Raw genomic sequence first — 21,733 nt, forward strand, 5'->3', positions numbered from 1 at the left:
ACCTGCCATGGGGCCGCGGCAGCAGCTCGTACGCGCGATCAACGAGGGCCAGCAGGCCGGACGCGACCGGCAGCCCGTGACCGTGTGCCCCTACCCCGCCGGCGACCTGCGTCGCTCCGCGTGGGTACGTGCCTACACCGCCGGCCGACGCGAGGCCGATAGCCGCTAACGCCCCGAGCACCACCAGACCCCGCAGGGTCCGCCGATCACGGCGGGCCCTTTTTTCATGCCCGCGACCGGAGGTTCCCTTTCCCATGCCCGAGACCAGCCTCGACCCGGCACCGCCGACCGACGAGCAGGGCACGCAGCAGGACACCAGCGGCACCCCCGCCGCGCCCGCCACGCCCGCCGCGCCGCCGGTGGCGCCGGATCCGGCGGCCGAGCAGCAGCTCGTCGCCGCCGAGCAGCGCGCCACCGAGCAGACCGAGCGCGCCGAGCAGCTACAGCAGGCGCTCGACGCCGTGCAGCAGGCGCTGAATCCCGACGGGGGCGAGGGCGGGCAGGATCCCGCGCAGCTCGCCGCCGCGGTCGCCGAGCGCGACACGCAGCTCGCCGACCTCGCCGGCCGCCTGCGTACCGCGCAGGTCGAGCTCGCCGCCCACCGCGCCGCCTCGGAGCACGGGGCACGCGCAGATCGGCTGCTCAACTCCCGCGCGTTCCTCGACTCCGTGAGCGGCCTCGACCCCGATGCGCCGAAGTTCGGCGAGCAGCTCGGCGCCGCCATTACCGCCGCGGTCGAGGCCGACCCCGACCTATACCGCGCCGCACCCGCAGGCCCTGCTCGGGGCGGGGCGGAATTCAACGGGCCGCCTGCCGCCGAGCGGCGCCCGAAGACGCTGCACGATGCCATCGCTGTCCGCCTCGGCGGCTGACCTGTTAGGAGCCTCTCCCCATGGCGATCACTCTCGCCGACGCCAAGCTGAACACGCAGGACGACATCGACCTCACGGTGATCGACGAGTTCCGCAAGTCCTCTTGGCTGCTCGATAATCTCCAGTTCGACCAGGCCGTGAACCCGTCCGGTGGCGGGGCGACGCTCACGTACGGCTACACGCGGCTCGTCGCCGAGCGCGGCGCAGCCTTCCGCCCCTACAACACCGAGTACGACGTCGCCGAGGCCCGGCGCGCCCGCTACTCCGTCGACCTGGTCCCGCTCGGCGGCGCTTTCGAGATCGACCGCGTACTCGCCAACCTCGGCCCGGCCGCTACCAACGAGGTCACGCTGCAAATGCAGCAGACCATCAAGGCAGCTAACGCCTACTTCTCCGACCAGGTCATCAACGGCGAGCGCGTGCCGACGCCGAACGGCGAGACCGGTTTCGACGGTCTCGACGTCGCCCTCGCCGGCAGCGCGACCGAGCTCGGCGCCGAGGTCGTGCACGACTGGACCGGCGAGGCGCTCGGCGACGACCGCGCGAGGGCGAACGACGCTCTCGACCTGCTCGACGAGTTCCTCGGCCTGCTCGACGGCACCCCGTCGGCACTCCTCGGCAACAAGCAGACCATTGCCCGCGTGAAGTCCCTTGCACGCCGGGCGGGTTACTACACCCGCAGCGAGGACGCGTTCGGCCGCGCCATCGACGGATACGACGGAATCCCGCTCATTGACCTCGGCGCCAAGGCCGGCACGTCCGACCCGGTGATCCCGGTCGAGGTGCGGCCGATCGCCTCGGGCGAGGACGACGAGGCCGCCCCGGTCGGCGGACTGTCCGACCTGTACGCCGTGCGCCTCGGCCTCGACGGTTTCCACGGTGTGACCACGACCGCGGGCAACCTCGTGCAGCAGTGGCTGCCCGACTTCAGCACCGCCTACGCCGTCAAGCGCGGCGAGGTCGAGCTCGGGCCCGTCGCCGTGGCGCTCAAGGCGACCAAGGCCGCGGCCGTGCTGCGGAACATCCGGGTTCGGTGATCGGCCGTGCGTTACGAGATCACCGCACCCTGCGGACGCGAGGGCATCGTCGCCGGCGTCGCGTTCACCGCCGGCCGCGCCCTGGTCGAGGACCCGCCGGCGGGGGCGCTGCTGTACTTCCGGCGCCACGGTTACACCGTCACGCCGCTGGATGTCCCCGAGCCCGAGTCGGTGCCCATCGGTTTCGCGGCCGACTCGGACCCTGCGCCGGCCAAGCCTGCGCCGCGCGCCCGCGGCAAGCAGCGCACCGACACCAAGGGGGAGTAAGCCCGTGGGCCGGATCTACGCCGCGGCCGAGCAGTTCGTCGCGTGGTCCGGCCAGTGTGCGCCGGCCGACGTCGAGCGGCTGCTCGCCCGCGCATCCCAAGACATCGACGCCGCCCTGCTGACCGCCATCTACCCCACCGACGACGCCGGGTTCCCGACCGAGGCCGAGGTACAGATCGCGCTCGCCGAGGCGACGTGCGCGCAGGTCGAATACTGGCTCGCCATCGGCAGTGATGGCGTGACCACGGCGGAACAGTGGGACAGCGTCAGTATCGGCCCCGTCTCCCTGTCGGGGCGCAGCAACGTTCCGCCAACGCCGGCCGTGGTCAATGGTGTTGAGCTCGCCCCGCGGGCGCTGCGCCTGCTGCGCACAGCCGGGCTGCTACCGGGCGAGGTGCTGCCGTGGTGACCCGTGTACCGGGGTGGCTGCTGCGGCACCGGATCGCCATCGAGCCGTATCGCGGAGATACGGCGTACGGTCCCTCGTTTGGCCCACAGGTTGTGGATATCCCCGCCCTGGTCGCCGCCGTGCGCACGCAGGTACGCGACCCCGAGGGGCGCGAGGTGCTCGCGACCGCTCAGATCATCGCGGCCCCGGGCCTTGATTGCCCGCCCGGATCGCGCGTGACGCTGCCCGACGGGCGCACCGCAACAGCGATCAGCAGCGCGAGCCATACCGCCCCGGGCCTGCCCGTACCGGCGTCAGTGGAGGTGATGTGCGGATGACACAGCGCATGCGTCTGCGCTGGCACGGCGAGCAGGTGCTCGCCGGCACGCAGGAAGGGGCGGCGCGCGGCCTGCGGGTGGCGGCCGAGTACGTGCTCGGCCGGTCCCGTGTGCAGGTGCCGATCGACGAGGGCACCCTCGAACGCTCCGGGGTGGCCAGCGTGGACGAACACAGCCTTACTGCTGCTGTCTCGTATGACACCGTCTACGCCGTCCGGCAGCACGAAGAGCTCAGCTATCGGCACGACGCCGGCCGGAAGGCGAAATACCTTGAGGACCCGCTGACCGAGTCCGCGGGCACGGTCGCCGAGATCATCGCGGCGCAGGTACGGCGGTCGCTGCGTGGCTGACCGAGAACCGTTCGACTACCTCGACGCGCTCGCCTGCTACCTCGACGAGCGCGGCCTGCTCACCTATGACGCGACCGGCATCTGCGGCGACACGTTCATCGAGACCCTGCCGCCGGCCCCCGACGAGGCCGTGTGCCTGTCCCTGTACGGGGCCGGCGCCGTCGATGCCCGCAACGGATGGGACGAGCGATCCCTGCAAGTCCGCTGCCGCGGCACCACCGACCCGCGCACCTCCCGGCGGCGCGCCGAGGCCATCTACGACGCGCTGCACGGCCTCGCCGGCGCCGAGCTGCCCGGCGGTATCTGGCTCGTGCTCGCCGCCGCCGTCGCCACCCCCGCCCCGATGGGGACCGACGCCAACGGGCGGCACGAGCACGTCACGAACTACCGCCTCGACATCGAGGCGCCGACCAAGAACCGCGACAACTGAACATCAACTGAAGACAAGGGAGTTCCCGCATGGGACGACCGATTGACGCCCGAGGCTGGACGTTCGAGGTACTCGACCAGTCGCACGCCGGCCACGAGCGTTGGCTGCCGATTGAGAACCTGACCTCGTGGTCACACAACGCCAGTGAGAACGAAGAGACCGCCGAGACGACGTCGTTCGACTCGAAGGGATGGTTCGAGCAGGACGTTATGCAGCGCGGCGGGCAGATCGAGCTCGAAGGGCAGTACGCCCTCGATCCGACGACCGGCCGGCAGGTCGAGGGGCAGGCGTACGTCGATCGCTACTGGGGGCAGCGCCTCGGCATCGACAGCCGGAACCTGATCAGGTGGCGCCACGACTCCCAAGACACATGGGTGATTTGGGAGGCCACCGTCACGCCGGACAAGTCCGAGGGTGAGACGAACGACAAGACGTCGTGGACAGCGTCGTTCACTCAGTGCGGCCGGCCGCGCTACGTCCCCGTGTTCCCCATCTGCGCGCGAGAGGCTGATGCCGCATGACCGACCACACCACCGAGCACGAAGTCGCCGACTTCGATGCGTTCTTCGCCGAGCATGCCGAGCCGCGGTTCGGCGCAGTGCTCCGGCTGTACCGGCGCGAGTACGTGCTGCCGACCTCGCTGCCGCTGCTGTTCACCCTGCAAATGGAACGGGTCAAGGACTCCGACAACCCCGACGACATCCGGCGCCTGCTCTCCAGCCTGTTCGGGCCGGCCGCGCTGGATGAGTGGGCGGAACACGGGATGACCGACCGGCAGCTCGGCGTCGTGCTGGTGTGGGCCGCAGCCAACGCTCGTGAGCCCGGGTGCCTGTCGATGCGCGAGGCGGCCGAGCTGTACGACGAGCGCGAGGCCGATCGGGAGGGCGACGAGGGAAAAGCGCCCCGCCCGACCCCGGCGACGATTCGGGCCGGTTCTGGCAAGCAGTCCTGACCCACTGGACAGCGGTCGAGGCTGACCTCGCCCGCGAATACGGGATGACCGCCGAGCAGCTCGCCACCGTGAGCACTCGGCGGTTTTTGGTCCTGGTCGGCGGACTACCCGAACAGGCCAAGTTCCCCCGCCTGTGGGGGCGCACGCCGCGCGCGGTCACGGACCCGCGCGAGATCGCCGCCCTTACCGGCGCCCCTGCCTGACCGGCGGGCGCGCCGACAACTGAATACACAACAGAACAACAACCGCACACACAACAGAACAGACAACTGCATACATAACTGAATAAGTGGGGTGGCCTGCGCCATGGCGCTCACCATTGGCGAGCTCGTCGGAACCATCGACCTTGACGCGTCCGGCGCCCGCCGCGGCGTGGCGCAGGCTGACCTCGCGCTGCAAGGGCTGCAACGGTCCGCCGACGGCCGGCTGCGCGATATGCGCGGCCGGTTCGTCGCCGCCTCGGCCGCCCTCGGCGCCGCGGTCGGGGATGGTCTGGCCAACGGCACGGGCGAGGCCCGCGCCGCGGGCACGGCGATCGGTGACGCCGTCGCTGACGGAGTGGCCAGCGGCGCCGACGAGGCGCGCGCGAGCGTGGGCGGTCTCGGCGACGAGATCGGCCGCGAGGTCGAGGGCGGGGCGGGGCGTGCGCGCGCCGCCTTGGGCGCCATCGGCCCGACCCTCAACGCGCTCAAAGTGGCCATGATGGCACTGTCGGGCGGCGCGCTGGCTGCCGGCGGTGCGCTCGCTGCGGTACCGGCGGTGTTCGGCGTTATCGGCATCAAGGCTGCGGCCTCGTCGCAGCAGGTCAAGGATGCCTTTACGGGCCTGAAAGACCATGCCGTCAAGTCCGTTCAGGGCATGGTCGGGCCGATCTCGCAGCAGCTCGTCGGCATCGCGGGCAAGGCACGGTCGACGTTCGACCAGATCGCGCCGAGCTTGCAGAAAGCCTTCTCTGCGGTCGCCCCGCAGATCGGCGTAGTTGCCGACAGCGTGCTCGGCATGGTGCGGCAACTCGCGCCGGCGCTCGCGCAGGCCGTTGGTGCCGCAACGCCGGTGATCAAGGCGATAGGCAGCGGCCTGACCTCGGTTGGGGCCGGGCTGGCAGGGTTCTTCCAGGGACTCACGTCCGGCGCGCAGGGCGCCGCACAGGGACTCTCGGGCCTGTTCGGCGGGATATCGCAGATCCTGCCCGCGCTCGGGCAGTTGATCGGGCAGCTCGCGCAAGCCGGCGGCCCCGTGCTCTCCACGCTCATGGGGGCACTCGCCCCGCTGATCTCGCAGCTCGCCGGCGCGCTCGGGCCCGCGCTCGCGCAGCTCGGCCCGCCGCTGCAAACCCTGATCACCGCGCTCGGCGGCGCGTTGCAGCCGATCGTCGCCGCGCTGGGGCCCGTGCTCGGCGCCGCGGCCGGCGCGCTCGGCAAGCTCGTCACCGCCGTGTCGCCGCTGCTGCCGATGATCGGGCAGCTCGCAGCGTCCCTACTGCCCGCGCTCACCCCGATTCTTACGGCGGTCGGGCAGGTCTTCGCTCAGCTCGCGCCCGTCGTACAGAAGCTCGGGCAGGCGCTGATGTCGATGTTGGCGCCGGTCCTGGCCCAACTGCCCACGATCATCACGCCGGTTGCGGGCATCCTGACCACGCTGGCGCAGGCCGTTTTCCCGGTCCTGACGCAGTTGGTCGCCGCCCTCGCGCCGGCCCTCGCCACGATTGGGCAGGCGTTCGGGCAAGTCATGGTGGCGCTCGCCCCGTTGCTCACGCAGCTCGGGCAGCTCGTCGGGCAGATCCTCCGGCCGCTGATGCCGATCCTGACGCCGATCATTGGCCTGATCGGGAAGCTCGCAGCCGTACTTGCGGGGGCGCTCGCGAAGCAGATCACCATGGTTGTCATCCCGGTTCTGAAGATCCTTACCTCGCTGCTGCGCGGGGACTTCTCCGGCGCCTGGAACCAGGCAAAGGCCCTCGTCGCCAACGTCGGGAGTTTCCTTCAGGGGCTGTTCATCAAGCTCGGCGTATGGGTGATGAACGGCATCAACACGGCCGTTCAGTGGATCCAGGGGCTTCCCGGGCGCGCCATGAGCGCACTCGCCCCGCTCGCCGGCCAACTGTGGACCGCCGCCGTCAACGCCTTTGACCGCTTCAAAGCCGGCGTGATCGCCAAGGCAGGCGAGGCGGTCGCGTGGATGCGCAGCCTGCCCGGTCAGCTGATGAGCGCGCTCGGCAACCTCGGATCGCTGCTGGTCAACGCAGGCCGCGACGTTGTGCGCGGCTTGATGAACGGCATCCAGTCCATGGGCTCATGGCTGCGCTCGACGCTCACCTCGTGGGCAAAGGACTTGATCCCCGGCCCGATCGCGAAAGCCCTCGGGATCGCGTCACCGAGCCGCGTCATGGCGCGTGACGTGGGCCGTTGGATCCCGGCCGGCGTCGCCCGCGGCATCACCTCCGGGCAAGGCGCGGTCGAGGGCGCCATGCGCCGACTCGTCCCCGTCCCCGCCATCCCCGCGATACCCGGCGCCGCGGGCGCGGCCGGCTACGGCAGCAGCGCCTACGGGCGCACGGGCCCGCTGCTGCATATCGAGAACTTCCACAACGCCGCAGGCACGAGCCCGGATCAAACGGCCGCGGCCCTCAACTGGCGCATGAAAGCGAGGGGTTAACCCGCATGGACCGAACGACCATCGACGTCGCCGGTATGGCCGAGGGGATGGTGCCCGGACAGATCCGCTACGGCGAACTGCTGCTCGGCGCCGGCACCCCCTACCAGTGGCGGAAGCTCAAGGGGTGGGAGACCCTCCCGCCGCAGGACTCCGGGAACGTGCCGCGCTCCGGCGACCACGGCGCGCACCTGGGGCGCCTGCTCGCACAGACACGCACGATCGGCCTCGACGAGGTGATCGTGCGGGCCGAGGCGTACCGGTTCGGTGCCGTGGTCGAGGCACTCAACGACGGTACGCCGCTCGCGATCGACGAGCAGCCGCTGCTCGTCCACCTCGACGACCGCGGCCCCCTGCTGGCATGGGCACGGGTCACCAATCGCGATGTGCCGGTCGAGCCTGCCTACGCCATCGGCACCGTGACCGGCGCCGCCCTCGAATGGGAGGCCACCGACCCCCGCCGCTACACCCCCGCCGTGCAGCACGCCGAGACCGGGCTGCCCGAGCCGTGCCTGCCATGGCACACCCACCCCGACACCGGCCGCCCGCGGGGCGTCCCGGCGAGCACGGGCAACGTGACCGCCTACAACCTCGGCAAGGCGCCGACGCACCCTGTCGTCATCTTCCGCGGGCCGGTCGACACGCCGGCCCTGATCAACCGCACCACGGGCCGACGGCTCGAATACCGCGTCGCCCTCGAACCGGGCGAGCAGCTCACCGTCGACACCTTCGCGGGCACGGCCACGCTGCCCGACGGCGAGAGCCTGCTCACCGACGCGTCGCTCGCCAGTTGGCCCGAGCAGACGTTCACGCTCGACCCGGGCGACAACGAGCTCGAATTCCGCGCGGCTCCTTCCGTTCCCGCCGACCCGCGCGCCGCCGTCGCCCTGCGCTGGCGCTCGGCACACTGGTGAGAGGGGGAACAGCAGCCATGACCCCCGCGTACCGCGTGCTCGTGTGCGACCTGCGCACCGACACCCTGCTCGACGTGCTGCCCGTCACCGAGGTATCCGTCGAGGACTTCATCGGCAAGGCCGGCAGCCTGCGCGCCACCGTGCCCGTGCCGAACCGCGAGATCGCCGACCGGGTCCGCCCGATCCTGCAAGGGGGCCGTACGGCCCTGTGGGTCGAGCGCGACCGCGACATCTGGTGGGGCGGGATCTTGTGGTCGAAGGTGCCCAAGGTCGACGAGCGCGGTTTCGCCTCGTACGAGATCCAGGCAGGCACCTTCGACACCTACCTCGAACATCGCAGGCTGTTCGACTCGCTGAGCGCCGACAACGTCGACCAGCTCGACATCGCACGCGACCTCGTCGACTACGCGCAGAACCAGCTCGGCGGCGACATCGGCATCGAGTACGACACCCATCTGTCGGGCATCAAGCGGTCGCGCAGCTACAGCCAGCACGACCAGGCCACCATCCGGGAACTGCTCGACAAGCTCGCCGGCGTCGAGAACGGGTTCGAGTGGCGTGTGCGGTGCGACCGTGACCCGGACACCGGCCGGCGCCGCAAGCTGCTCGAACTCGGATATCCCCACATCGTCCGCGGCGAGGCCGACGTCGTGCTCGCCTACCCCGGGCCCGTGCTCACCTACGAGCACCCCGAGGACGCGACCACCGTCGCCAACGTGTGGCAGGCCCGCGGCGCCTCGAACAACAACAACCAGGCCGCGGCAAGTAAGCCGCTGCTGTCCGAGCTGCTCGTCGACGAGCAGGCCCTCGCCGACGGCTGGCCACGCCTCGACGGCACGAGCGATCACTCGTCCGTCGACGACGCTGCCACGCTCAACGAGCACGCGCGGGCCGAGGCCGCCGCGGCGCGCCGCCCGCAGGTGATACCCGCGGTGACCGTCCGCCTCGACCAGGACGTGACCCCCGACCTGATCGGCCGCACCGTCCGCCTGCGCATCCGCGACCTGCTGCACCCCGACGGCTACGACACCCGGCACCGCGTCGTCGGCATCACCGTGACCCCGCCCGCCCGCGACAAGGGCGAATCCGCAACCCTCACACTGGAGGCTGCCCCCTGATGGCTACCGTTCCAAACGACCTGCTCGACCGCATCCGCAACCTTGAGCGCCAGGTGCGCGAGCTCGCCGGCCGAGCACAGACTCGCCCCGCTCTTAACGAGATCCGCGAGGGCAACGTGCGCATCACCGAGGGCGGGCAGCTCGTCGTCATCCCGCCCGGCAAGGACTTTTCGACGTTCACCGTCGGTGAGTGGCCCGACGGCTCTTACGGGACCGTGCTGCGTCGCTTCGATGGGTCGTACGCGCTCACGGTCGAGGGCGAGGCGGAAGACCGGGGGACGTGGCGCCTGTGGTCGCGCGACCTCGCCGCGCCCGACCGCATCCTCGTCATGGACGACCGGCACTCGGATCGGTTCCTCGGCCGCCCGTGGCTCCCCCTCGGCCTCAACCCGACCGCCGAGCAGGCGAGCAGCTCGGACCAGTGGCGTTACGCGTGGGTCGGCGGCGCCCCCGCGCACAACGCCGTCGCCGTGCTCAAGCTGTCCACCTTCGCCGAGGCCGGCGGCGCCGTGCGCGTCACGATGCTGCCCGCCGGCGGCGCCCCGGTCACCGTCGACGAGTGGGAGGTGCCCGCCGGGAAGTGGACCGGCCGCACCATCGAGCGCCCCCTGCATGGCGTGCGATTCCTCGACTACCTCGGATGGCAGGTCACGCACCGCAGCGCCAAGAAGGGCAAGGCCATCGAGACTCGCCTGTTCGCAGGCTACGGCCGTAACACCTTCTCCGCGGCCGAGGCGCCCGACGCCCCCGCCGGCGAGAACGGCGACACCAAGAACAAGCCCGACCCGCGCCTCGCCGTCGAGACCGGCGACACAACCAAGACCGACAAGAGCGCCTGACCGGAAGGCCCCCCCAACCATGAGCGACACCGCCCGCCGCATGGCGCGCACCATCGTGCAGACCCTGCTCGGCCTCGCCGCAGCCCTCCCCCTGATCATCTCCGCCGCCGGTATCCCGCGCACCGCGGCCGGCGTCGGCGTTGCCCTCGCCGTCGCCGCCGGGCTCACGCGTGTGATGGCCCTCGACGCCGTGCAGAAGCTGCTGCCCAAGTGGCTGCGCACCGCCGCCCCCGCCCCGAGCACCGGCACCGGCACGGGGACGAACACGGGGGACGGACGCAAGCCAGCCCCCGCGGACGGGGGCAGTATGTGACCGGGCCCGACCCGACCGACATCGCACTCGAACTCGCCGAACTCCGCGGCAGCGTCGAGGCAGGGTTCGCCCGCCTCGACGGCCGGTTCGACCTGCTCGCCCAACGCCACGACCAGACCGACCGCCGCCTCGCCGAGCACGACAACCGCCTCGACCAGGCCGAGCAACGACGCTGGCCACTGCCCAGCGTCGCCGCCCTGGTCGCGCTCGCCGCCCTCGCCCTGTCTGCATGGGAGATCACCCACTGAACATCACAGCGCCCCCTGTACGGCCTCGCACGGGCCGTACAGGGGGCGCTTTCTGCTTTGGTGCGTCGGTCAGTGCTGGCCGTAGTGGACTGTGCTTACAGCTCGCCGAACTCGCCGTTGACCACACCTGCGATGAACGCTCGCCACCCTTCAGCCGGGCTGGTCAGGACTGGGCCGTTCCCGTTCTGCTTACTGTCGCGCAGCGCAACCTCGCTGCCGAGGTCGGCCACCTCGATGCAGGCCGACTGACCATTGCTATAGCTGGACTTGAACCATGCCGCGTCCGCCAGATCAACCCTGTTCATAACTCCCTGCCACGTCGGAGATCAGGCGCTGTGATGCCTGCTCATTTAGCGATTTTTCCCAGATGTCTTTGAATGCCGCGTCATAACGTTCGACCTCTTTCGGCTTGTCCAAGTACAGATCGCCGGTGAAGCCGTCCGCGTAGACAGTGGGCGGCTCAGTGTCGCGCCCATCGCTGTTTACCGGGAATCGAAGGATGCCGAACGGCCCCGACATGACACCCCAGTGCAGCCCAGCCGCGAACGGCACCACCCTGAGCCTGACGTTGGGCAGCTCAGAGACCTCTTTCAGATGGTAGAGCTGTCCTGCCATCACATGGTGCCCGCCCACCGGCCGCCTCAACACGGCCTCATTGAGCACGACGTGCAGCGTTGGCGGATCCGTCACGCGGGTCAGCAGGCTTTGACGCTCGATCCGCAAGAACACCCGGCGGTCGATCTCGCTGTCATCCTCGTGAGGGTTGTCGGCGCGCATGATGGTGCGCGCGTAGTCCGGCGTCTGCAAGAGTCCCGGCACGAGCTCACTCTCGTACCACGAGACCTGAGACGCTGCCTCTTCGAGTCCGATGAAGAGATCGAACCCCTCGGGGATGACGTCCCCGTACGAGTGCCACCAGCCGCGCGCTTTGGTTTCCTTGGCAAGGCCCATGAGTGCCTCTGTGAGGTCTGAGGGCGCACCGTAGACCTCGCACATCGCCTTGACGTCGAGACTTCGCAGCGAGGTCTGCCCGGTCTCGATACGCCAGATCTTCGGTTCGGACCATTCGAGCTTGCGCGCTGCCGCCCTGACCGTCAGCCGCGCCTGCCCTCGCAGGTCGCGCAGGTATCGCCCAAGCTGCCGCCTCGGCACGGTCGAGCCTGTCGGTCCCTCCATGGCTGCCCCCTCCCTATCCATTCTGTAGCACTCCCAACACCCGGAATGTAGTGGTCTGTTGGTTCACTTCGCAATGGAGCGTCAACCGTTCGATAACTACCAATCGAATCAACGAAATGTAGTCTTGCACGCTGCCCATTCTGCGGGCACTCTGAATGTCTGCCGGGCGTAAGGACGTTCAACTCCGCAGCGACCACAGGTAGTTGCTGCTGCGCGCTCGGGACGCTGGAGGTGCAAGCCATGAGCGATACGACACCCCCCGAGCAGCAGGGGCACCACCAGGACGGTGGCGAGCAGCCGAGCCCGGCCGACGAACTCAATCGCAAGCAAGAGGAGTTGGCCGAGCAGGTGAACAGGCACTTTGCGTTGCTGCATGGCAAGGGGCGGACGACGTGAGCGAGCCGATTCTGTCGATCGACCTGACCACGATGCGGCGGACGGTCGCCGAGGTTCTCCACGAACACGTCGCCGAGGTGGTCGTAGATGCTGGCCGCGAGGACGTCGACGTTTGGACGTATCAGCCGTGTTCCACGCTGGAACAGTTGCGGCGGCTGTTGGCCAAGCTGCGCGTACACACCGCCGTGCTCGTCCCCCTCGTCGAGAACCGGCTCAGGGGGATGAGCGGACCCGAGCGCGGGCACGTCACCCTCGAACTCAAGCGCGCTCGGGGGATGCACGCGACGAGCCTCACGGATGACTACCTGTGCGATGTCGCCGGCATGCGCCACTGGGCGCGGCTCCTCGACTCCCTGCTCGACATCGTCGAGGACAGCCGTACGGGGGAGCTCTGAAGACTGCCCGGCCGCGGGTCGTCCCCTAGGTCTGCGGCCCCCGCACCCCCGCGCCCCTGCCGCGGTCGACACGTCGAGGCTCCCCCCTTCGGCTTCCCCCGGCAGGGGTGCGGGCACCACCCACCACAAAGACTTGAGGAAGCGCCGTGCCTGACCCCGGACAACCACAGCAGCCCCAACTCGCCGACGAGCTGCTGCGCCGAATGGCCGAGTCCCGGTACGCCCAAGGATTCCGGGAGTACGGCGGCAAGGTCAGCCCCGACCCCGAACTGATCGACATCGTCGACGCCGACAACTCCGCGGCCCTCCGGCGGATCATGAGCGAGCACGGTTGGCCCGCACCTTCCCTTGTCGGTGAACAGGCCAGCGACGCCGCATTGCTGCTCACCCTGCGCTCTCAGCCAGACGTCCAGATTCAAGCACTTGGCGTGATCGGCGACGCCGTCGGCCGCGGCGAGGCCAACCCGCAACACCTCGCCTATCTGACAGACCGGATTCTGCTGCGGCTGGAAACTCCCCAGCTCTACGGGACGCACTACGTCGACAGACACGACGGCCGCGGCTTCACACGATGGGACGTCATCGACCCCGACACGCTCAACACCCGCCGCGCCGAGGTCGGCCTCGGCCCCCTCGCGGACTACGACACTGCGGCGCGGACCCACAACTGACCACCCGCCTATGAGCCTCGGCAGCCGAGCCACCGACCGCCGAGGCAAAACACGCCACCAGCGATCACAAGGACTGACAACGCATGCGCGACCTTACCTCCCTGCTCTACATCTGGTTAGGAGAGCCGCTACGCCGAGCCCTGCGCACCGCACGGCAACGCGCCCGCAACTGGCTCTGCCCGCCGCCACCCCCACCCATGGGCCCCGTGATCCCGCCGGGGATGCCCTACCACCGCGGCCCCCGCCCCGGGAGCGCGGCCCCGCCGGGGATGCCCCCACATCGCGGCCCCCGCCCCGGGCACGTGATCCACCGCCGCGGCCCCCTGCCCGCACACGTGCTCGCCCGCGCCGAGCTCCTCGACGGCCACGAGGTCCGCCTCATCCGCCCCTACTACGTCGATTACGTGCGGTCGATCGGAATCGACGACGAATTCCCCCTCTCCGAAGAAATTCCGGCATGAGTAAGCGGAACCCGAGAAAGCCGCGGAGCAACGGGCGGAACGACGCCCATTGCCACGCGGACGACGTCGAGGTGATCCGGCAGCGCAACGAAAAGCGCGACCTACTCGCCAAAATGCGCGACCGGATCCACGCAAAGCCGCAGGTCAACACCCCCAAGACTCCCGCCCGGTAGCGCCCCCTTAACCAGGGCAAGCAGCCGGAGCGGGCAGGCAAGAAACCAGCAACAACCAGAAAGCGAAACAACATGGGAAAGAAGCCCGCACCCGTCGGCGACTCGATGCACTCCCCGAGGGTGAAGCAGGTGACGATCACCGCGAATCCGACCGGGAACCGCGCAGAAAGGCGCGAGGCAGCAAAGCAGGACAAGAAGAACAACAAGGGCTAGGGACTAGCCACCCCACGCCATAGGTGCCCGCCCGGCGCCCGGCAAGGACGTCCGGGCGGGCACCCAAGGCCCCGACCAAAGCCCCTGTCCGAATCTGCACCACCTGCAACAGATCGAGCGCATCAAGACCAGGCAGTTCGGAAAGGCTCGTCACTCGCTGCCGCGACTGCCAACCCAACGGCGCCGCACTCCGCGCCACCTTCGAACCCGAATCGAGGTCAAGGCCATGAGCGCACGCAACATCGTCAGCGACACACAAACCGCCTCGTGCTACTTCCGTACCTCAGTCACGTACCCGCACCGCAAAGCCCTGGTACAGATCACCGAGCGATGCAACCTCAAGTGCGCGCACTGCTTCGTCAGCGCCGGCGACTACGGCGACACCATCCCCCTCGCCGAAATCCGCGACAAGGTCGCACCACGCCTCGCCGCAGCCCGAGTTACCCGCGTCACCCTGACCGGCGGCGAACCCTTCGCACACCCCGACCTGCTCGACGTCGTCGACACCTTCCGCGACGCCGGTATGAGCGTCGGCATCTGCACGAACGCCACAATCACCACCGACGAGCAGATCACCGCCCTTGCCGAACGCGGCGTGCACATGAACGTCAGCCTCGACGGATTCGCCGCCAACTCACACGGCAAGTTCCGCGGGAACCGCAACTCGTTCTTCACCACCGTCGAGACCGTCAAGAAGTTCGCCGCGGCCGGCGTCCTGCAAGGGCTGCTGTGCACCCCCAACAGCCTCGCCGAAGATGCCGAGTACGCACAGCTCTGCGAGTTCGCCAAAGAGCAGGGCGCCCGCTACGTGCTCATGAACCCACTGTCGAGCATGGGCCGCGGCGTGAAGGCGCAGCGCAAGCTCGCCAGCCCCGACGAGCACATGCGCCGCATCTACGACCTGACGGCGCGTTTCGACGACGACGACCTCGACATGGTGCACATCCGATTCCCCAACACCGAGGGCAAACCCCTCGCCGGCTGCGAGGCCGGCAACATCATCTACGTTTTCACCCCCGGCGAGGTGACCGTCTGCCCGTACCTCGTCTTCGCCGCCCGCACCCCCCAGTCGCAGCACACCGACACCGAGTTCATCGTCGGCAACATCTTCCGCGACGCCGACCTCGCCGAACGCCTCGACGCCTACAAGTTCCACGACCGCTACACCCTCGGCGACAACAGCACGTGCCGCTCGTGCTCCCTCTCCGGCGACTGCGGCAAGGGCTGCCCTGCCGCAGTCGTCGCCGCCGGCGAACGTATCGGCACCGTAGACACAGCCCTCTGCCCGGTCACCCCCTCCGGCCGGCCCCTGCTCCCGGTGGCCACCGCATGACCGACACCCACCACGACGGCGTGTTCGTCACCCTGGACGGTCCCGGCGGCGTCGGGAAATCCACGGTAACGGCCGCCCTCGCCGAGCAGCTCACCACCCTCGACCGCCCCGTGCTGGCCACCCGCGAACCGACCGACACCACACTCGGCAACCTCGCCCGCCATGGGACCGACACCTACAGCGGCTTACCCATGGCCCACCTGATCGCCGCCGACCGGCACCTGCACCTCGCCACAGAGATTCGGCCGGCCCTCGCCCGCGGCGCCGTCGTCATCTGCGACCGGTACATCGCCTCGTCGCTCGTCCTGCAACGCATCGACGGACTGACCATCGACACCGTATGGGAGATCAACCGCCACGCCGACCGCCCCGACCTGTCCGTGATCCTCACCGCGCACCCCGAGGCCCTCGACGGCCGCCTCGCTGCCCGCGGGGCGCACAGCAGGTACGAGCGCATGCCCGGCAGCAGTAAAGCCGAGGCCGAGTTCTACGTCGACGCCGCGAACCACTTGACCGCGGCCGGCATCCGAACCCTGGTCCTGGACGCCACGCACGCCACCCCGACCGAGCTCGCCCGTACCATCGCAGCCACAGTCACCGCACTACGCACCGGGGGCACCCCGTGACCACACCCGAGCCGCTCGGCGTACTGACGTTCAACCTGAACAACCCGAGCTACGAACGGGCCGAACGTCAACTCGCGTGGCTCGCCACGCGCCCCGAGCACGTACTCGTACTGACCGAGACCGTAGCGAGCAAGGGCTGCCGCCTGCTTGCCGAACGCTTCACCGCCGCCGGCTACTCAGTCGAATTCGACGAGCCCCCACCAGGCGAGCGCGGCGCGATGATCGTCAGCAAACTGCCGCACATCGGGCCCCCGCCTCACGACGCCGTCAGCTACCTGCCGCACCGGGCACCGGCCATCACGGTCAAGACCGAGCACGGCACACTCGACGTCATCGGCCTGTACGTCCCCTCACGCGACGCCACCCCGGCCAAGATCGAACGCAAGCGCCGATTCCTCGACGCCTGCCGCGCCGCCATCCCACCCGGCACCGCGCCGGCCGCACGGCTCATCCTCGGCGACTTCAACGTGCTCGAACCCACCCACCAACCGCACTACCGATTCTTTCAACCCTTCGAGTACGCGTTCTACACATGGCTCGGCGAGGCCGGGTACCGCGACGCGTTCCGCCTGCTGCACCCAACGGCCGACGAATACTCGTGGGTTGGCCGAACGGGCGACGGCTACCGCTACGACCACGCATTCACCTCGGGCACGCTCGGCGACCAGGTCGCCGCATGCTCGTACGTACACGAGCCACGCACCGACCGCCTCACCGACCATTCCGCCCTATCCCTGCAACTCGCCGTAACCCCCGTCGCCCCGTTGCTAGTCTCCGACCCAACGACCACACCGGGGCCCGAGACCGACCCCCTGTTCTAGGCCCCACAGAAGCCACCGCGAGCGCCCGGGAAAGGCTTCCCGGGCGCTCGCCATTTCTCCGGAGCAGCGCACGCATGGAAGACACCGCATGGGACACCGTCGGCCGACTCGTCGAATGGCTCGACACTGAAAGCGGCGTGTCGCCCGACCTCGCCCGGGTGCTACGCGTCCTGAAAATCACCGAAGAGGCCGGCGAGGTCGCCGAGGCCATCCACGGTGTGAGCGGATCGAATCCGCGCAAGGGCAACAGCCACACATGGCAGGACGTAGAGAAAGAACTCTGCGACGTCATCCTGACAAGCATGGTCGCCCTGAAGACGATCACCCCGGACGCCGACAAGGTATTCGCGGAACGCCTCGCCCACGTCGCCGAGCGGTCCCTCAGCGGCTGATCAACGGCCCCCGGCCCCGACCCGCCCCGACTCGTGTTACCCCGGTAGGTCGCTGACCTGCGGAAACCGACCAACGAGTCAGAAATCACACCCATGTGATTTTCTGGTGAAGAACGATCACCCCGATAGAATGTGCGGTTCCGTGCGCCTACCGCCGGGTAGTACCTTGATCGACCCGCTCTGTTCGTTCCTTCGCATGAGCGATGCGGAGTAGGGAAATACGGCCCCGGTCGCCGCTGTGAAGCGACGCCGGGGCCGTAGTCCTACCCCCGGGCACCCTCTGACCTGCGAAGATGCCTGAGTGTCCTTTAGGGGAGTTACCGCTGGGGTACTCCTCTAAAGCACAGCCTTTACGGAAGTAGCCATTGGGCTACTTCATCAACCCGCTGGTGAGCATCGCGTTCGGCGTGCTGGTGCTGCGCGAGCGGCTGCGGCCGCTCCAGTGGGCGGCGGTGGCCATCGGGGCCGTCGCCGTCGTGGTGATGACCCTCGCCTACGGCCGGATGCCGTGGATCGCGCTGGGCCTGGCCTTCTCGTTCGCGACCTACGGCCTGGCCAAGAAGGGCATCAAGCTCGACGGCATCGAGGGCTTCAGCGCCGAGACGGCGATCCAGCTGCTGCCCGCGCTGGGGTTTCTGCTCTACCTGGGCGCCCGCGGCCAGTCCGCGTTCGTCACCGGCGGCCCGGGGCAGGCACTGCTGCTCGCGGGCTGCGGAGTCGCCACCGCGGTGCCGCTGATCTGCTTCGGGGCCTCGGCGATGCGGCTGCCGCTGGTGACGATCGGGATGATGCAGTATCTGGCGCCGACCTTTCAGTTCCTCCTCGGCCTGACCGTCTTCCACGAACAGATGCCGCCCGAGCGCTGGACCGGCTTCGTCCTGGTCTGGCTGGCCCTGTGCCTCCTGACCTGGGACGCACTGCGTACGGCGCGCCGGGCGCGGACCGCCCTCGCGGCCGCCGGTGCCCGAGCGGGCGAGGCCGCCGCCCAGGGCGCCGACACCCCGTGCGTCACGCAGTGATGTCGCGCGTGGTGAACCGCGCCCACGCCGCCGAGCCGAACACCGCCACATACAGCGCCTGAAGGCCCAGGTCCTTCTGCAACTGGTCCCAGTAGACGGGGTCGCGCAGCAGGTCCGCGAAGGACAGCCAGTAGTGCGGGAAGAGATACGGCTGGATGGCGTGCAGCTGCGGGATGGTGTCCAGGATCTGCACGGTGATCAGCAGACCGACCGTGGTCGCCATCGCCGCGACACCGCTGGTGGTGAGCGTCGACAGGAACAGGCCGACGGCGGCCAGGCCGGTCAGGGAGAGCGCCACCACACAGGCGATGGCCAGCGCGCGCAGCAGTCCCTCGCCGAGGGATATCGAGGTGCCGGAGAGCAGCGTGACCTTGCCCAGCGGGAAGAGCAGGGCACCGGTCGCCAGCGCCGAGAACGCCACCACCAACGTCGCCACCAGGCAGAACGTCAGCGTCGTGGCGTATTTGACCAGCAGCAGGCGGGTGCGGCCCGCGGGGGCGACGAGGAGATAGCGCAGCGTCCCGGCGTTGGCCTCGCCCGCGAGGGAGTCCCCCGCGATCACGCCGATGGCCATCGGGAGGAAGAACGGCAGCGTCACGGCCAGCGAGGTGAAGACCAGGAACAGCCCGTTGTTGGTGACCTGGGAGATGAAGGCCGGGCCGCCCTCCCCGCCACCGCCGGACCCGCCCGACGCGCCGCCGCGGCCGGTCTCGATCTTCACGGCGATGCCGACCAGGACCGGTACGCCCGCGAGCACCGCCAGCAGCGCGAGGGTGCGCCAGCGCAGGAAGGTCGTGCCGATCTCGCTGCGCAGCAGTCCCAGCGACCACCGCCGCGGGAGGCGGCGCGGGGGACCGTCCGGCCCCGGTGCCTCGCTCTCCGGTGCCTCAGCCTGCGACATCGAAACCCTCCCCGGTCAGCTGCACGAAGACGTCCTCCAGCGAGGCCCGCGCGGTGCCGAAACCGCGGACCCGGACGCCGGCCCGGACGAGCGCGGCATTGAGATCGGCCAGATCGAGCGAGGGGCCGTCGGCGACGGGCGGGGCGGCGGAGGGCCGATCGGCGGCAGCCGGGGCGGGCAGGTGGCCGGTGACCCGGTCGCCGGTGACGTCGAGGTCGGTCACCCCGTGCTCCTTGAGGACGCGGGCCGCATCCGCCGTATCCGGGGTCGTCACCGTCAGCCGCCCGCCGCCGGACGAGCCGAGGACGGTGGCGGACAGATCGGCGACCGTGCCCTGGACGACCAGCCGGCCGCGGGCCATCACCGCGGCATGGGTGCAGACCTGTTCGATCTCGTCGAGGAGGTGCGAGGAGAGGAAGACCGTGGTGCCGTCCGCCGCCAGCTCGCGGACCAGGGCCCGGATCTCCCGCATGCCCTGCGGGTCGAGGCCGTTGGTCGGCTCATCCAGAACCAGCAGCTCACGCGGCTGGAGCAGGGCCGCGGCCAGCCCCAGACGCTGCTTCATGCCCAGGGAGTAGGCCCGCGCCTTCTTGCCGGCCGCGGCCGCCAGCCCCACCCGCTCCAGGGCCTGCCCGACCCGCTCGGCGCGGGTGCGCGGATCGGCGGTCGGGTCGGCCGCGTCGAAGCGCAGCAGATTGCCGCGGCCGCTGAGGAAGCCGTAGAGCGCCGGTCCCTCGATCAGGGCGCCGACCCTGGGCAGCACCCGCCGTCCCGCGCCGGGCATGGGCTCGCCCAGGACCCGTGCGCTGCCGGCGGTCGGCTCGATCAGCCCCATCAGCATCCGGATGGTGGTGGTCTTGCCGGAGCCGTTGGGGCCGAGGAAACCGAAGACGCTGCCGCGCGGTACGGCGAGATCGAGGCCGTCGACGGCGAGCTGGCCGCCGCGGTAGGTCTTGGTCAGCCCCCGGGTCTCGATCACCCGCTCCCCGTCGTCCGGGATCGCGCGCCGCGGGCCCGCGGCGAGTGGCGATGGCATGGGCGGCTCCCCAACTCATGGCGTGCGGAACGGGCGTGTACTGGGCGGTGGGCGGTGGAACGGCTGTGGGCCGCGCCGCGCCCCCGGACGGGAGGCGCGGCGAGACCCTTGGTGCTCCCGTGGCCCGTTACTTGGCGGCGTTGGCCGCGTCGATCAGGGCCTGCTTGTCGACGGCACCGACGTAGACCGTGCCGTGGTCGGTGATCAGGGCGTTGACCAGACGGGTGCTGAAGACCCGGCCGGAGCCGAAGGAACCGGTCACCTTCTCACCGATGCCGTCCAGGAACGTGCCCGCGTCACCGGCGGCGCCGTGGCCCTTGCCGGTGGGCAGGCCGGAGCCGGAGCCCTTGATCGTGGCGATGGACGTCCAGCCCTTGCCGATGACGTTCAGCCCGCCCCGGTCCTTGAAGTCCTCCAGGCCCTTGCGGTCCTTGAAGTCCTTGCCGTGCTGGCGTGCGGCCTTCGCGCGCTCCTTGTCGGCGTCGACGACCTTGGCGCCCTTGGGCGGGGTGAAGGTGAAGGAGCCGGCGGCGGGCTTGGCGAAGTCGACGGCGGTGTAGCCGACGTCGATCGCGGCCGCTCCCCCGCTCTTGGGCGTCAGGGTGAACTTCAGCGGCACGCCCTTGGCGGCGTCCACGGCGATCCGGATCGAGCCGATCGTCGAGGCGGACTGCTTGGGCTTGATCAGGAGCTGGTAGGCGTCCCGCCCGGCGACCCGCGCCGTGCCGTCGACCGTGACCGAGGTGGTGTCGCCGGCCGCCTTCAGGGCCTGCTGGGCGAGGTCCTGCGGGGTGGCGTTCTTCAGGCCCTTGGGCAGGTCCTTGGGCGCGTCCTTGCGCTCGTGGTGCCACCGGGCGCCCTTGCCGTGCTCGGCGGCGGTGCTGTGGACGGCGGTGTTGGTGCCGCTGTCGTACGCCCAGACCTGGTTGCCGTTGTGGATGATGCTGTATTCGGCGGCCTCGTCGACGATCGACACCCGCTGCTTGGTGGGCCCGTCGGCGGCGACGCGCAGCGTGTGCGCACCGGACGCCAGCTCCATCAGCTTGTTCTGCGGGGACGCGGTCGCGCCGTCCTTGCCCTTCGGGCCGTCGCCGTGGCCCGCTCCGCCGAAGGCTCCGGCGCCGCCGCCGGGCAGGGACGGCAGCCCGAGGTCGGTGGTGACCCGGACCGTGCCGGACAGCTGCTGGACATCGGACTTGGCGATTTTCGCTATCAGGTCCTGCGCCGAGATCTTCGGCAGGTCGGGAGAACCGGAGCCGGCGAACGCCGGGACCAGCCCGATCGTGGCCGCCGCCACCCCCGCCACCGCGACCGGTACGGCGTACCGCACCGCCTTACGGCGCCCTGAGCGCCCCCCGCCCCATCCTTCGGTGACCTCGGTCGGTTCGTTCCGTGGCATGTG

Annotated in this window: 32 protein-coding genes and 1 pseudogene; 28 read left to right on the forward strand and 5 right to left on the reverse strand. The window is 69.9% G+C overall.

The features are described from left to right. The first annotated feature begins 7 nt into the window (after nucleotides 1-7). The 17 genes from B1H19_RS40625 to B1H19_RS19085 all read left to right on the forward strand — a co-directional run bounded on the left by B1H19_RS40625 (nucleotide 8) and on the right by B1H19_RS19085 (nucleotide 10,718). Complete coding sequence (locus tag B1H19_RS40625) at nucleotides 8-169, forward strand: Rmf/CrpP fold protein (RefSeq protein WP_335755937.1); 162 nt, start codon at nucleotides 8-10, stop codon at nucleotides 167-169. Nucleotides 170-254: 85 nt separating this feature from the next. Beyond that, nucleotides 255-872 (forward strand): hypothetical protein, encoded by a 618-nt coding sequence (locus tag B1H19_RS19015; RefSeq protein WP_083105851.1) that lies wholly within the window; start codon nucleotides 255-257, stop codon nucleotides 870-872. Between the two features lie 20 nt (nucleotides 873-892). Beyond that, nucleotides 893-1,909 (forward strand): major capsid protein, encoded by a 1,017-nt coding sequence (locus tag B1H19_RS19020; RefSeq protein WP_083105852.1) that lies wholly within the window; start codon nucleotides 893-895, stop codon nucleotides 1,907-1,909. 6 nt (nucleotides 1,910-1,915) lie between these two features. Continuing rightward, nucleotides 1,916-2,176, forward strand: coding sequence for a hypothetical protein (locus B1H19_RS19025; RefSeq protein ID WP_083105853.1), 261 nt, complete (start codon nucleotides 1,916-1,918; stop codon nucleotides 2,174-2,176). Nucleotides 2,177-2,180: 4 nt separating this feature from the next. Next, a complete protein-coding gene (locus B1H19_RS19030) occupies nucleotides 2,181-2,585 on the forward strand; it encodes a hypothetical protein (protein ID WP_083105854.1) in 405 nt (134 codons plus the stop codon). Beyond that, nucleotides 2,579-2,902 carry a hypothetical protein gene (locus tag B1H19_RS19035; RefSeq protein WP_237289394.1) on the forward strand — a complete coding sequence of 108 codons (324 nt, stop codon included), beginning with the start codon at nucleotides 2,579-2,581 and terminating at the stop codon, nucleotides 2,900-2,902. Before B1H19_RS19030 ends, B1H19_RS19035 begins: the two co-directional genes overlap by 7 nt. Then, nucleotides 2,899-3,252: a hypothetical protein gene (locus B1H19_RS19040; protein WP_083105855.1), complete on the forward strand. Its 354-nt coding sequence runs from the start codon at nucleotides 2,899-2,901 to the stop codon at nucleotides 3,250-3,252. Before B1H19_RS19035 ends, B1H19_RS19040 begins: the two co-directional genes overlap by 4 nt. Further along, nucleotides 3,245-3,682 (forward strand): minor capsid protein, encoded by a 438-nt coding sequence (locus B1H19_RS37985; RefSeq protein WP_107426052.1) that lies wholly within the window; start codon nucleotides 3,245-3,247, stop codon nucleotides 3,680-3,682. Before B1H19_RS19040 ends, B1H19_RS37985 begins: the two co-directional genes overlap by 8 nt. A 29-nt stretch (nucleotides 3,683-3,711) precedes the next feature. Continuing rightward, nucleotides 3,712-4,203 (forward strand): phage tail tube protein, encoded by a 492-nt coding sequence (locus tag B1H19_RS19050; protein WP_083105857.1) that lies wholly within the window; start codon nucleotides 3,712-3,714, stop codon nucleotides 4,201-4,203. Next, complete coding sequence (locus tag B1H19_RS19055) at nucleotides 4,200-4,634, forward strand: hypothetical protein (RefSeq protein WP_083105858.1); 435 nt, start codon at nucleotides 4,200-4,202, stop codon at nucleotides 4,632-4,634. The genes B1H19_RS19050 and B1H19_RS19055 overlap by 4 nt, the downstream gene beginning before the upstream one ends. Before the next feature lie 44 nt (nucleotides 4,635-4,678). Then, a complete protein-coding gene (locus B1H19_RS38705) occupies nucleotides 4,679-4,837 on the forward strand; it encodes a hypothetical protein (RefSeq protein WP_159028081.1) in 159 nt (52 codons plus the stop codon). A 103-nt stretch (nucleotides 4,838-4,940) separates the two neighbouring features. Further along, on the forward strand, nucleotides 4,941-7,289 hold the full coding sequence (locus B1H19_RS19060; RefSeq protein ID WP_159028082.1) for a phage tail protein: 2,349 nt from the start codon (nucleotides 4,941-4,943) through the stop codon (nucleotides 7,287-7,289). A 5-nt stretch (nucleotides 7,290-7,294) separates the two neighbouring features. Further along, nucleotides 7,295-8,200: a phage distal tail protein gene (locus B1H19_RS19065; protein ID WP_083105860.1), complete on the forward strand. Its 906-nt coding sequence runs from the start codon at nucleotides 7,295-7,297 to the stop codon at nucleotides 8,198-8,200. A 17-nt stretch (nucleotides 8,201-8,217) separates the two neighbouring features. Beyond that, a complete protein-coding gene (locus tag B1H19_RS19070; RefSeq protein ID WP_083105861.1) occupies nucleotides 8,218-9,318 on the forward strand; it encodes a hypothetical protein in 1,101 nt (366 codons plus the stop codon). Beyond that, complete coding sequence (locus B1H19_RS19075) at nucleotides 9,318-10,157, forward strand: hypothetical protein (RefSeq protein ID WP_083105862.1); 840 nt, start codon at nucleotides 9,318-9,320, stop codon at nucleotides 10,155-10,157. Before B1H19_RS19070 ends, B1H19_RS19075 begins: the two co-directional genes overlap by 1 nt. A gap of 19 nt (nucleotides 10,158-10,176) precedes the next feature. After that, complete coding sequence (locus tag B1H19_RS19080; protein WP_237289396.1) at nucleotides 10,177-10,470, forward strand: hypothetical protein; 294 nt, start codon at nucleotides 10,177-10,179, stop codon at nucleotides 10,468-10,470. Next, the gene (locus B1H19_RS19085) at nucleotides 10,467-10,718 is read left to right on the forward strand and encodes a hypothetical protein (protein ID WP_083105863.1); all 252 of its coding nucleotides are present in this window, start codon (nucleotides 10,467-10,469) and stop codon (nucleotides 10,716-10,718) included. The genes B1H19_RS19080 and B1H19_RS19085 overlap by 4 nt, the downstream gene beginning before the upstream one ends. 95 nt (nucleotides 10,719-10,813) lie before the next feature. Here B1H19_RS19085 and B1H19_RS19090 read toward each other — a convergent pair whose 3' ends face one another. After that, nucleotides 10,814-11,023 carry a DUF397 domain-containing protein gene (locus tag B1H19_RS19090; protein WP_083105864.1) on the reverse strand — a complete coding sequence of 70 codons (210 nt, stop codon included), beginning with the start codon at nucleotides 11,021-11,023 and terminating at the stop codon, nucleotides 10,814-10,816. Further along, nucleotides 11,010-11,894 (reverse strand): helix-turn-helix domain-containing protein, encoded by an 885-nt coding sequence (locus tag B1H19_RS19095; protein WP_083105865.1) that lies wholly within the window; start codon nucleotides 11,892-11,894, stop codon nucleotides 11,010-11,012. The genes B1H19_RS19090 and B1H19_RS19095 overlap by 14 nt, the downstream gene beginning before the upstream one ends. A gap of 240 nt (nucleotides 11,895-12,134) precedes the next feature. On the opposite strand from B1H19_RS19095, the gene B1H19_RS38710 reads away from it, so the two are divergent. The 11 genes and pseudogenes from B1H19_RS38710 to B1H19_RS19130 form a co-directional block, all read left to right on the forward strand. Next, nucleotides 12,135-12,290 carry a hypothetical protein gene (locus tag B1H19_RS38710; RefSeq protein ID WP_159028083.1) on the forward strand — a complete coding sequence of 52 codons (156 nt, stop codon included), beginning with the start codon at nucleotides 12,135-12,137 and terminating at the stop codon, nucleotides 12,288-12,290. Further along, on the forward strand, nucleotides 12,287-12,685 hold the full coding sequence (locus B1H19_RS19100) for a hypothetical protein (protein WP_083105866.1): 399 nt from the start codon (nucleotides 12,287-12,289) through the stop codon (nucleotides 12,683-12,685). Before B1H19_RS38710 ends, B1H19_RS19100 begins: the two co-directional genes overlap by 4 nt. 146 nt (nucleotides 12,686-12,831) lie before the next feature. Continuing rightward, nucleotides 12,832-13,356 (forward strand): DUF6624 domain-containing protein, encoded by a 525-nt coding sequence (locus tag B1H19_RS19105; RefSeq protein ID WP_159028084.1) that lies wholly within the window; start codon nucleotides 12,832-12,834, stop codon nucleotides 13,354-13,356. A gap of 83 nt (nucleotides 13,357-13,439) precedes the next feature. Continuing rightward, a complete protein-coding gene (locus B1H19_RS38715; RefSeq protein ID WP_159028085.1) occupies nucleotides 13,440-13,817 on the forward strand; it encodes a hypothetical protein in 378 nt (125 codons plus the stop codon). Further along, on the forward strand, nucleotides 13,814-13,990 hold the full coding sequence (locus B1H19_RS38720) for a hypothetical protein (protein WP_159028086.1): 177 nt from the start codon (nucleotides 13,814-13,816) through the stop codon (nucleotides 13,988-13,990). The genes B1H19_RS38715 and B1H19_RS38720 overlap by 4 nt, the downstream gene beginning before the upstream one ends. 72 nt (nucleotides 13,991-14,062) lie before the next feature. Next, nucleotides 14,063-14,203 carry a hypothetical protein gene (locus B1H19_RS38725; protein WP_159028087.1) on the forward strand — a complete coding sequence of 47 codons (141 nt, stop codon included), beginning with the start codon at nucleotides 14,063-14,065 and terminating at the stop codon, nucleotides 14,201-14,203. Nucleotides 14,204-14,429: 226 nt separating this feature from the next. Further along, nucleotides 14,430-15,536 carry a radical SAM protein gene (locus tag B1H19_RS19110; protein ID WP_083105868.1) on the forward strand — a complete coding sequence of 369 codons (1,107 nt, stop codon included), beginning with the start codon at nucleotides 14,430-14,432 and terminating at the stop codon, nucleotides 15,534-15,536. Further along, nucleotides 15,533-16,162 (forward strand): dTMP kinase, encoded by a 630-nt coding sequence (gene tmk, locus B1H19_RS19115; protein ID WP_083105869.1) that lies wholly within the window; start codon nucleotides 15,533-15,535, stop codon nucleotides 16,160-16,162. Before B1H19_RS19110 ends, tmk begins: the two co-directional genes overlap by 4 nt. Further along, nucleotides 16,159-16,983, forward strand: coding sequence for an endonuclease/exonuclease/phosphatase family protein (locus B1H19_RS19120; protein ID WP_237289399.1), 825 nt, complete (start codon nucleotides 16,159-16,161; stop codon nucleotides 16,981-16,983). The genes tmk and B1H19_RS19120 overlap by 4 nt, the downstream gene beginning before the upstream one ends. A gap of 74 nt (nucleotides 16,984-17,057) precedes the next feature. Further along, nucleotides 17,058-17,375, forward strand: a complete 318-nt coding sequence (locus B1H19_RS19125) for a MazG-like family protein (RefSeq protein ID WP_083105870.1) — start codon at nucleotides 17,058-17,060, stop codon at nucleotides 17,373-17,375. A gap of 365 nt (nucleotides 17,376-17,740) precedes the next feature. After that, nucleotides 17,741-18,394: pseudogene (locus tag B1H19_RS19130) on the forward strand (EamA family transporter); the annotation flags it as partial. Here B1H19_RS19130 and B1H19_RS19135 read toward each other — a convergent pair. The 3 genes from B1H19_RS19135 to B1H19_RS19145 form a co-directional block, all read right to left on the reverse strand. After that, the gene (locus tag B1H19_RS19135; RefSeq protein ID WP_083105871.1) at nucleotides 18,384-19,295 is read right to left on the reverse strand and encodes an ABC transporter permease; all 912 of its coding nucleotides are present in this window, start codon (nucleotides 19,293-19,295) and stop codon (nucleotides 18,384-18,386) included. The pseudogene B1H19_RS19130 and the gene B1H19_RS19135 sit on opposite strands and share 11 nt — an antisense overlap. Continuing rightward, on the reverse strand, nucleotides 19,282-20,331 hold the full coding sequence (locus B1H19_RS19140) for an ABC transporter ATP-binding protein (RefSeq protein WP_083105872.1): 1,050 nt from the start codon (nucleotides 20,329-20,331) through the stop codon (nucleotides 19,282-19,284). The genes B1H19_RS19135 and B1H19_RS19140 overlap by 14 nt, the downstream gene beginning before the upstream one ends. A 127-nt stretch (nucleotides 20,332-20,458) precedes the next feature. Continuing rightward, complete coding sequence (locus tag B1H19_RS19145; RefSeq protein WP_083105873.1) at nucleotides 20,459-21,730, reverse strand: LolA family protein; 1,272 nt, start codon at nucleotides 21,728-21,730, stop codon at nucleotides 20,459-20,461. Nucleotides 21,731-21,733: the final 3 nt, after the last annotated feature.

This window comes from Streptomyces gilvosporeus (assembly GCF_002082195.1).
GTDB classification, from domain to species: Bacteria; Actinomycetota; Actinomycetes; order Streptomycetales; family Streptomycetaceae; genus Streptomyces; species Streptomyces gilvosporeus.

Coding starts and splice junctions, on each gene's coding strand:
- B1H19_RS19125 (WP_083105870.1), top strand. CDS start 17,058: ATGGAAGACACCGCATGGGACACCGTCGGCCGACTCGTCGAATGGCTC.
- tmk (WP_083105869.1), top strand. CDS start 15,533: ATGACCGACACCCACCACGACGGCGTGTTCGTCACCCTGGACGGTCCC.
- B1H19_RS19110 (WP_083105868.1), top strand. CDS start 14,430: ATGAGCGCACGCAACATCGTCAGCGACACACAAACCGCCTCGTGCTAC.
- B1H19_RS19075 (WP_083105862.1), top strand. CDS start 9,318: ATGGCTACCGTTCCAAACGACCTGCTCGACCGCATCCGCAACCTTGAG.
- B1H19_RS19065 (WP_083105860.1), top strand. CDS start 7,295: ATGGACCGAACGACCATCGACGTCGCCGGTATGGCCGAGGGGATGGTG.
- B1H19_RS19140 (WP_083105872.1), bottom strand. CDS start 20,331: ATGCCATCGCCACTCGCCGCGGGCCCGCGGCGCGCGATCCCGGACGAC.
- B1H19_RS19020 (WP_083105852.1), top strand. CDS start 893: ATGGCGATCACTCTCGCCGACGCCAAGCTGAACACGCAGGACGACATC.
- B1H19_RS19080 (WP_237289396.1), top strand. CDS start 10,177: ATGAGCGACACCGCCCGCCGCATGGCGCGCACCATCGTGCAGACCCTG.
- B1H19_RS38725 (WP_159028087.1), top strand. CDS start 14,063: ATGGGAAAGAAGCCCGCACCCGTCGGCGACTCGATGCACTCCCCGAGG.
- B1H19_RS19145 (WP_083105873.1), bottom strand. CDS start 21,730: ATGCCACGGAACGAACCGACCGAGGTCACCGAAGGATGGGGCGGGGGG.
- B1H19_RS19135 (WP_083105871.1), bottom strand. CDS start 19,295: ATGTCGCAGGCTGAGGCACCGGAGAGCGAGGCACCGGGGCCGGACGGT.
- B1H19_RS38720 (WP_159028086.1), top strand. CDS start 13,814: ATGAGTAAGCGGAACCCGAGAAAGCCGCGGAGCAACGGGCGGAACGAC.
- B1H19_RS38705 (WP_159028081.1), top strand. CDS start 4,679: ATGACCGCCGAGCAGCTCGCCACCGTGAGCACTCGGCGGTTTTTGGTC.
- B1H19_RS19055 (WP_083105858.1), top strand. CDS start 4,200: ATGACCGACCACACCACCGAGCACGAAGTCGCCGACTTCGATGCGTTC.
- B1H19_RS19040 (WP_083105855.1), top strand. CDS start 2,899: ATGACACAGCGCATGCGTCTGCGCTGGCACGGCGAGCAGGTGCTCGCC.
- B1H19_RS19060 (WP_159028082.1), top strand. CDS start 4,941: ATGGCGCTCACCATTGGCGAGCTCGTCGGAACCATCGACCTTGACGCG.
- B1H19_RS19090 (WP_083105864.1), bottom strand. CDS start 11,023: ATGAACAGGGTTGATCTGGCGGACGCGGCATGGTTCAAGTCCAGCTAT.
- B1H19_RS19015 (WP_083105851.1), top strand. CDS start 255: ATGCCCGAGACCAGCCTCGACCCGGCACCGCCGACCGACGAGCAGGGC.
- B1H19_RS19095 (WP_083105865.1), bottom strand. CDS start 11,894: ATGGAGGGACCGACAGGCTCGACCGTGCCGAGGCGGCAGCTTGGGCGA.
- B1H19_RS19050 (WP_083105857.1), top strand. CDS start 3,712: ATGGGACGACCGATTGACGCCCGAGGCTGGACGTTCGAGGTACTCGAC.
- B1H19_RS19070 (WP_083105861.1), top strand. CDS start 8,218: ATGACCCCCGCGTACCGCGTGCTCGTGTGCGACCTGCGCACCGACACC.
- B1H19_RS38715 (WP_159028085.1), top strand. CDS start 13,440: ATGCGCGACCTTACCTCCCTGCTCTACATCTGGTTAGGAGAGCCGCTA.
- B1H19_RS40625 (WP_335755937.1), top strand. CDS start 8: ATGGGGCCGCGGCAGCAGCTCGTACGCGCGATCAACGAGGGCCAGCAG.
- B1H19_RS38710 (WP_159028083.1), top strand. CDS start 12,135: ATGAGCGATACGACACCCCCCGAGCAGCAGGGGCACCACCAGGACGGT.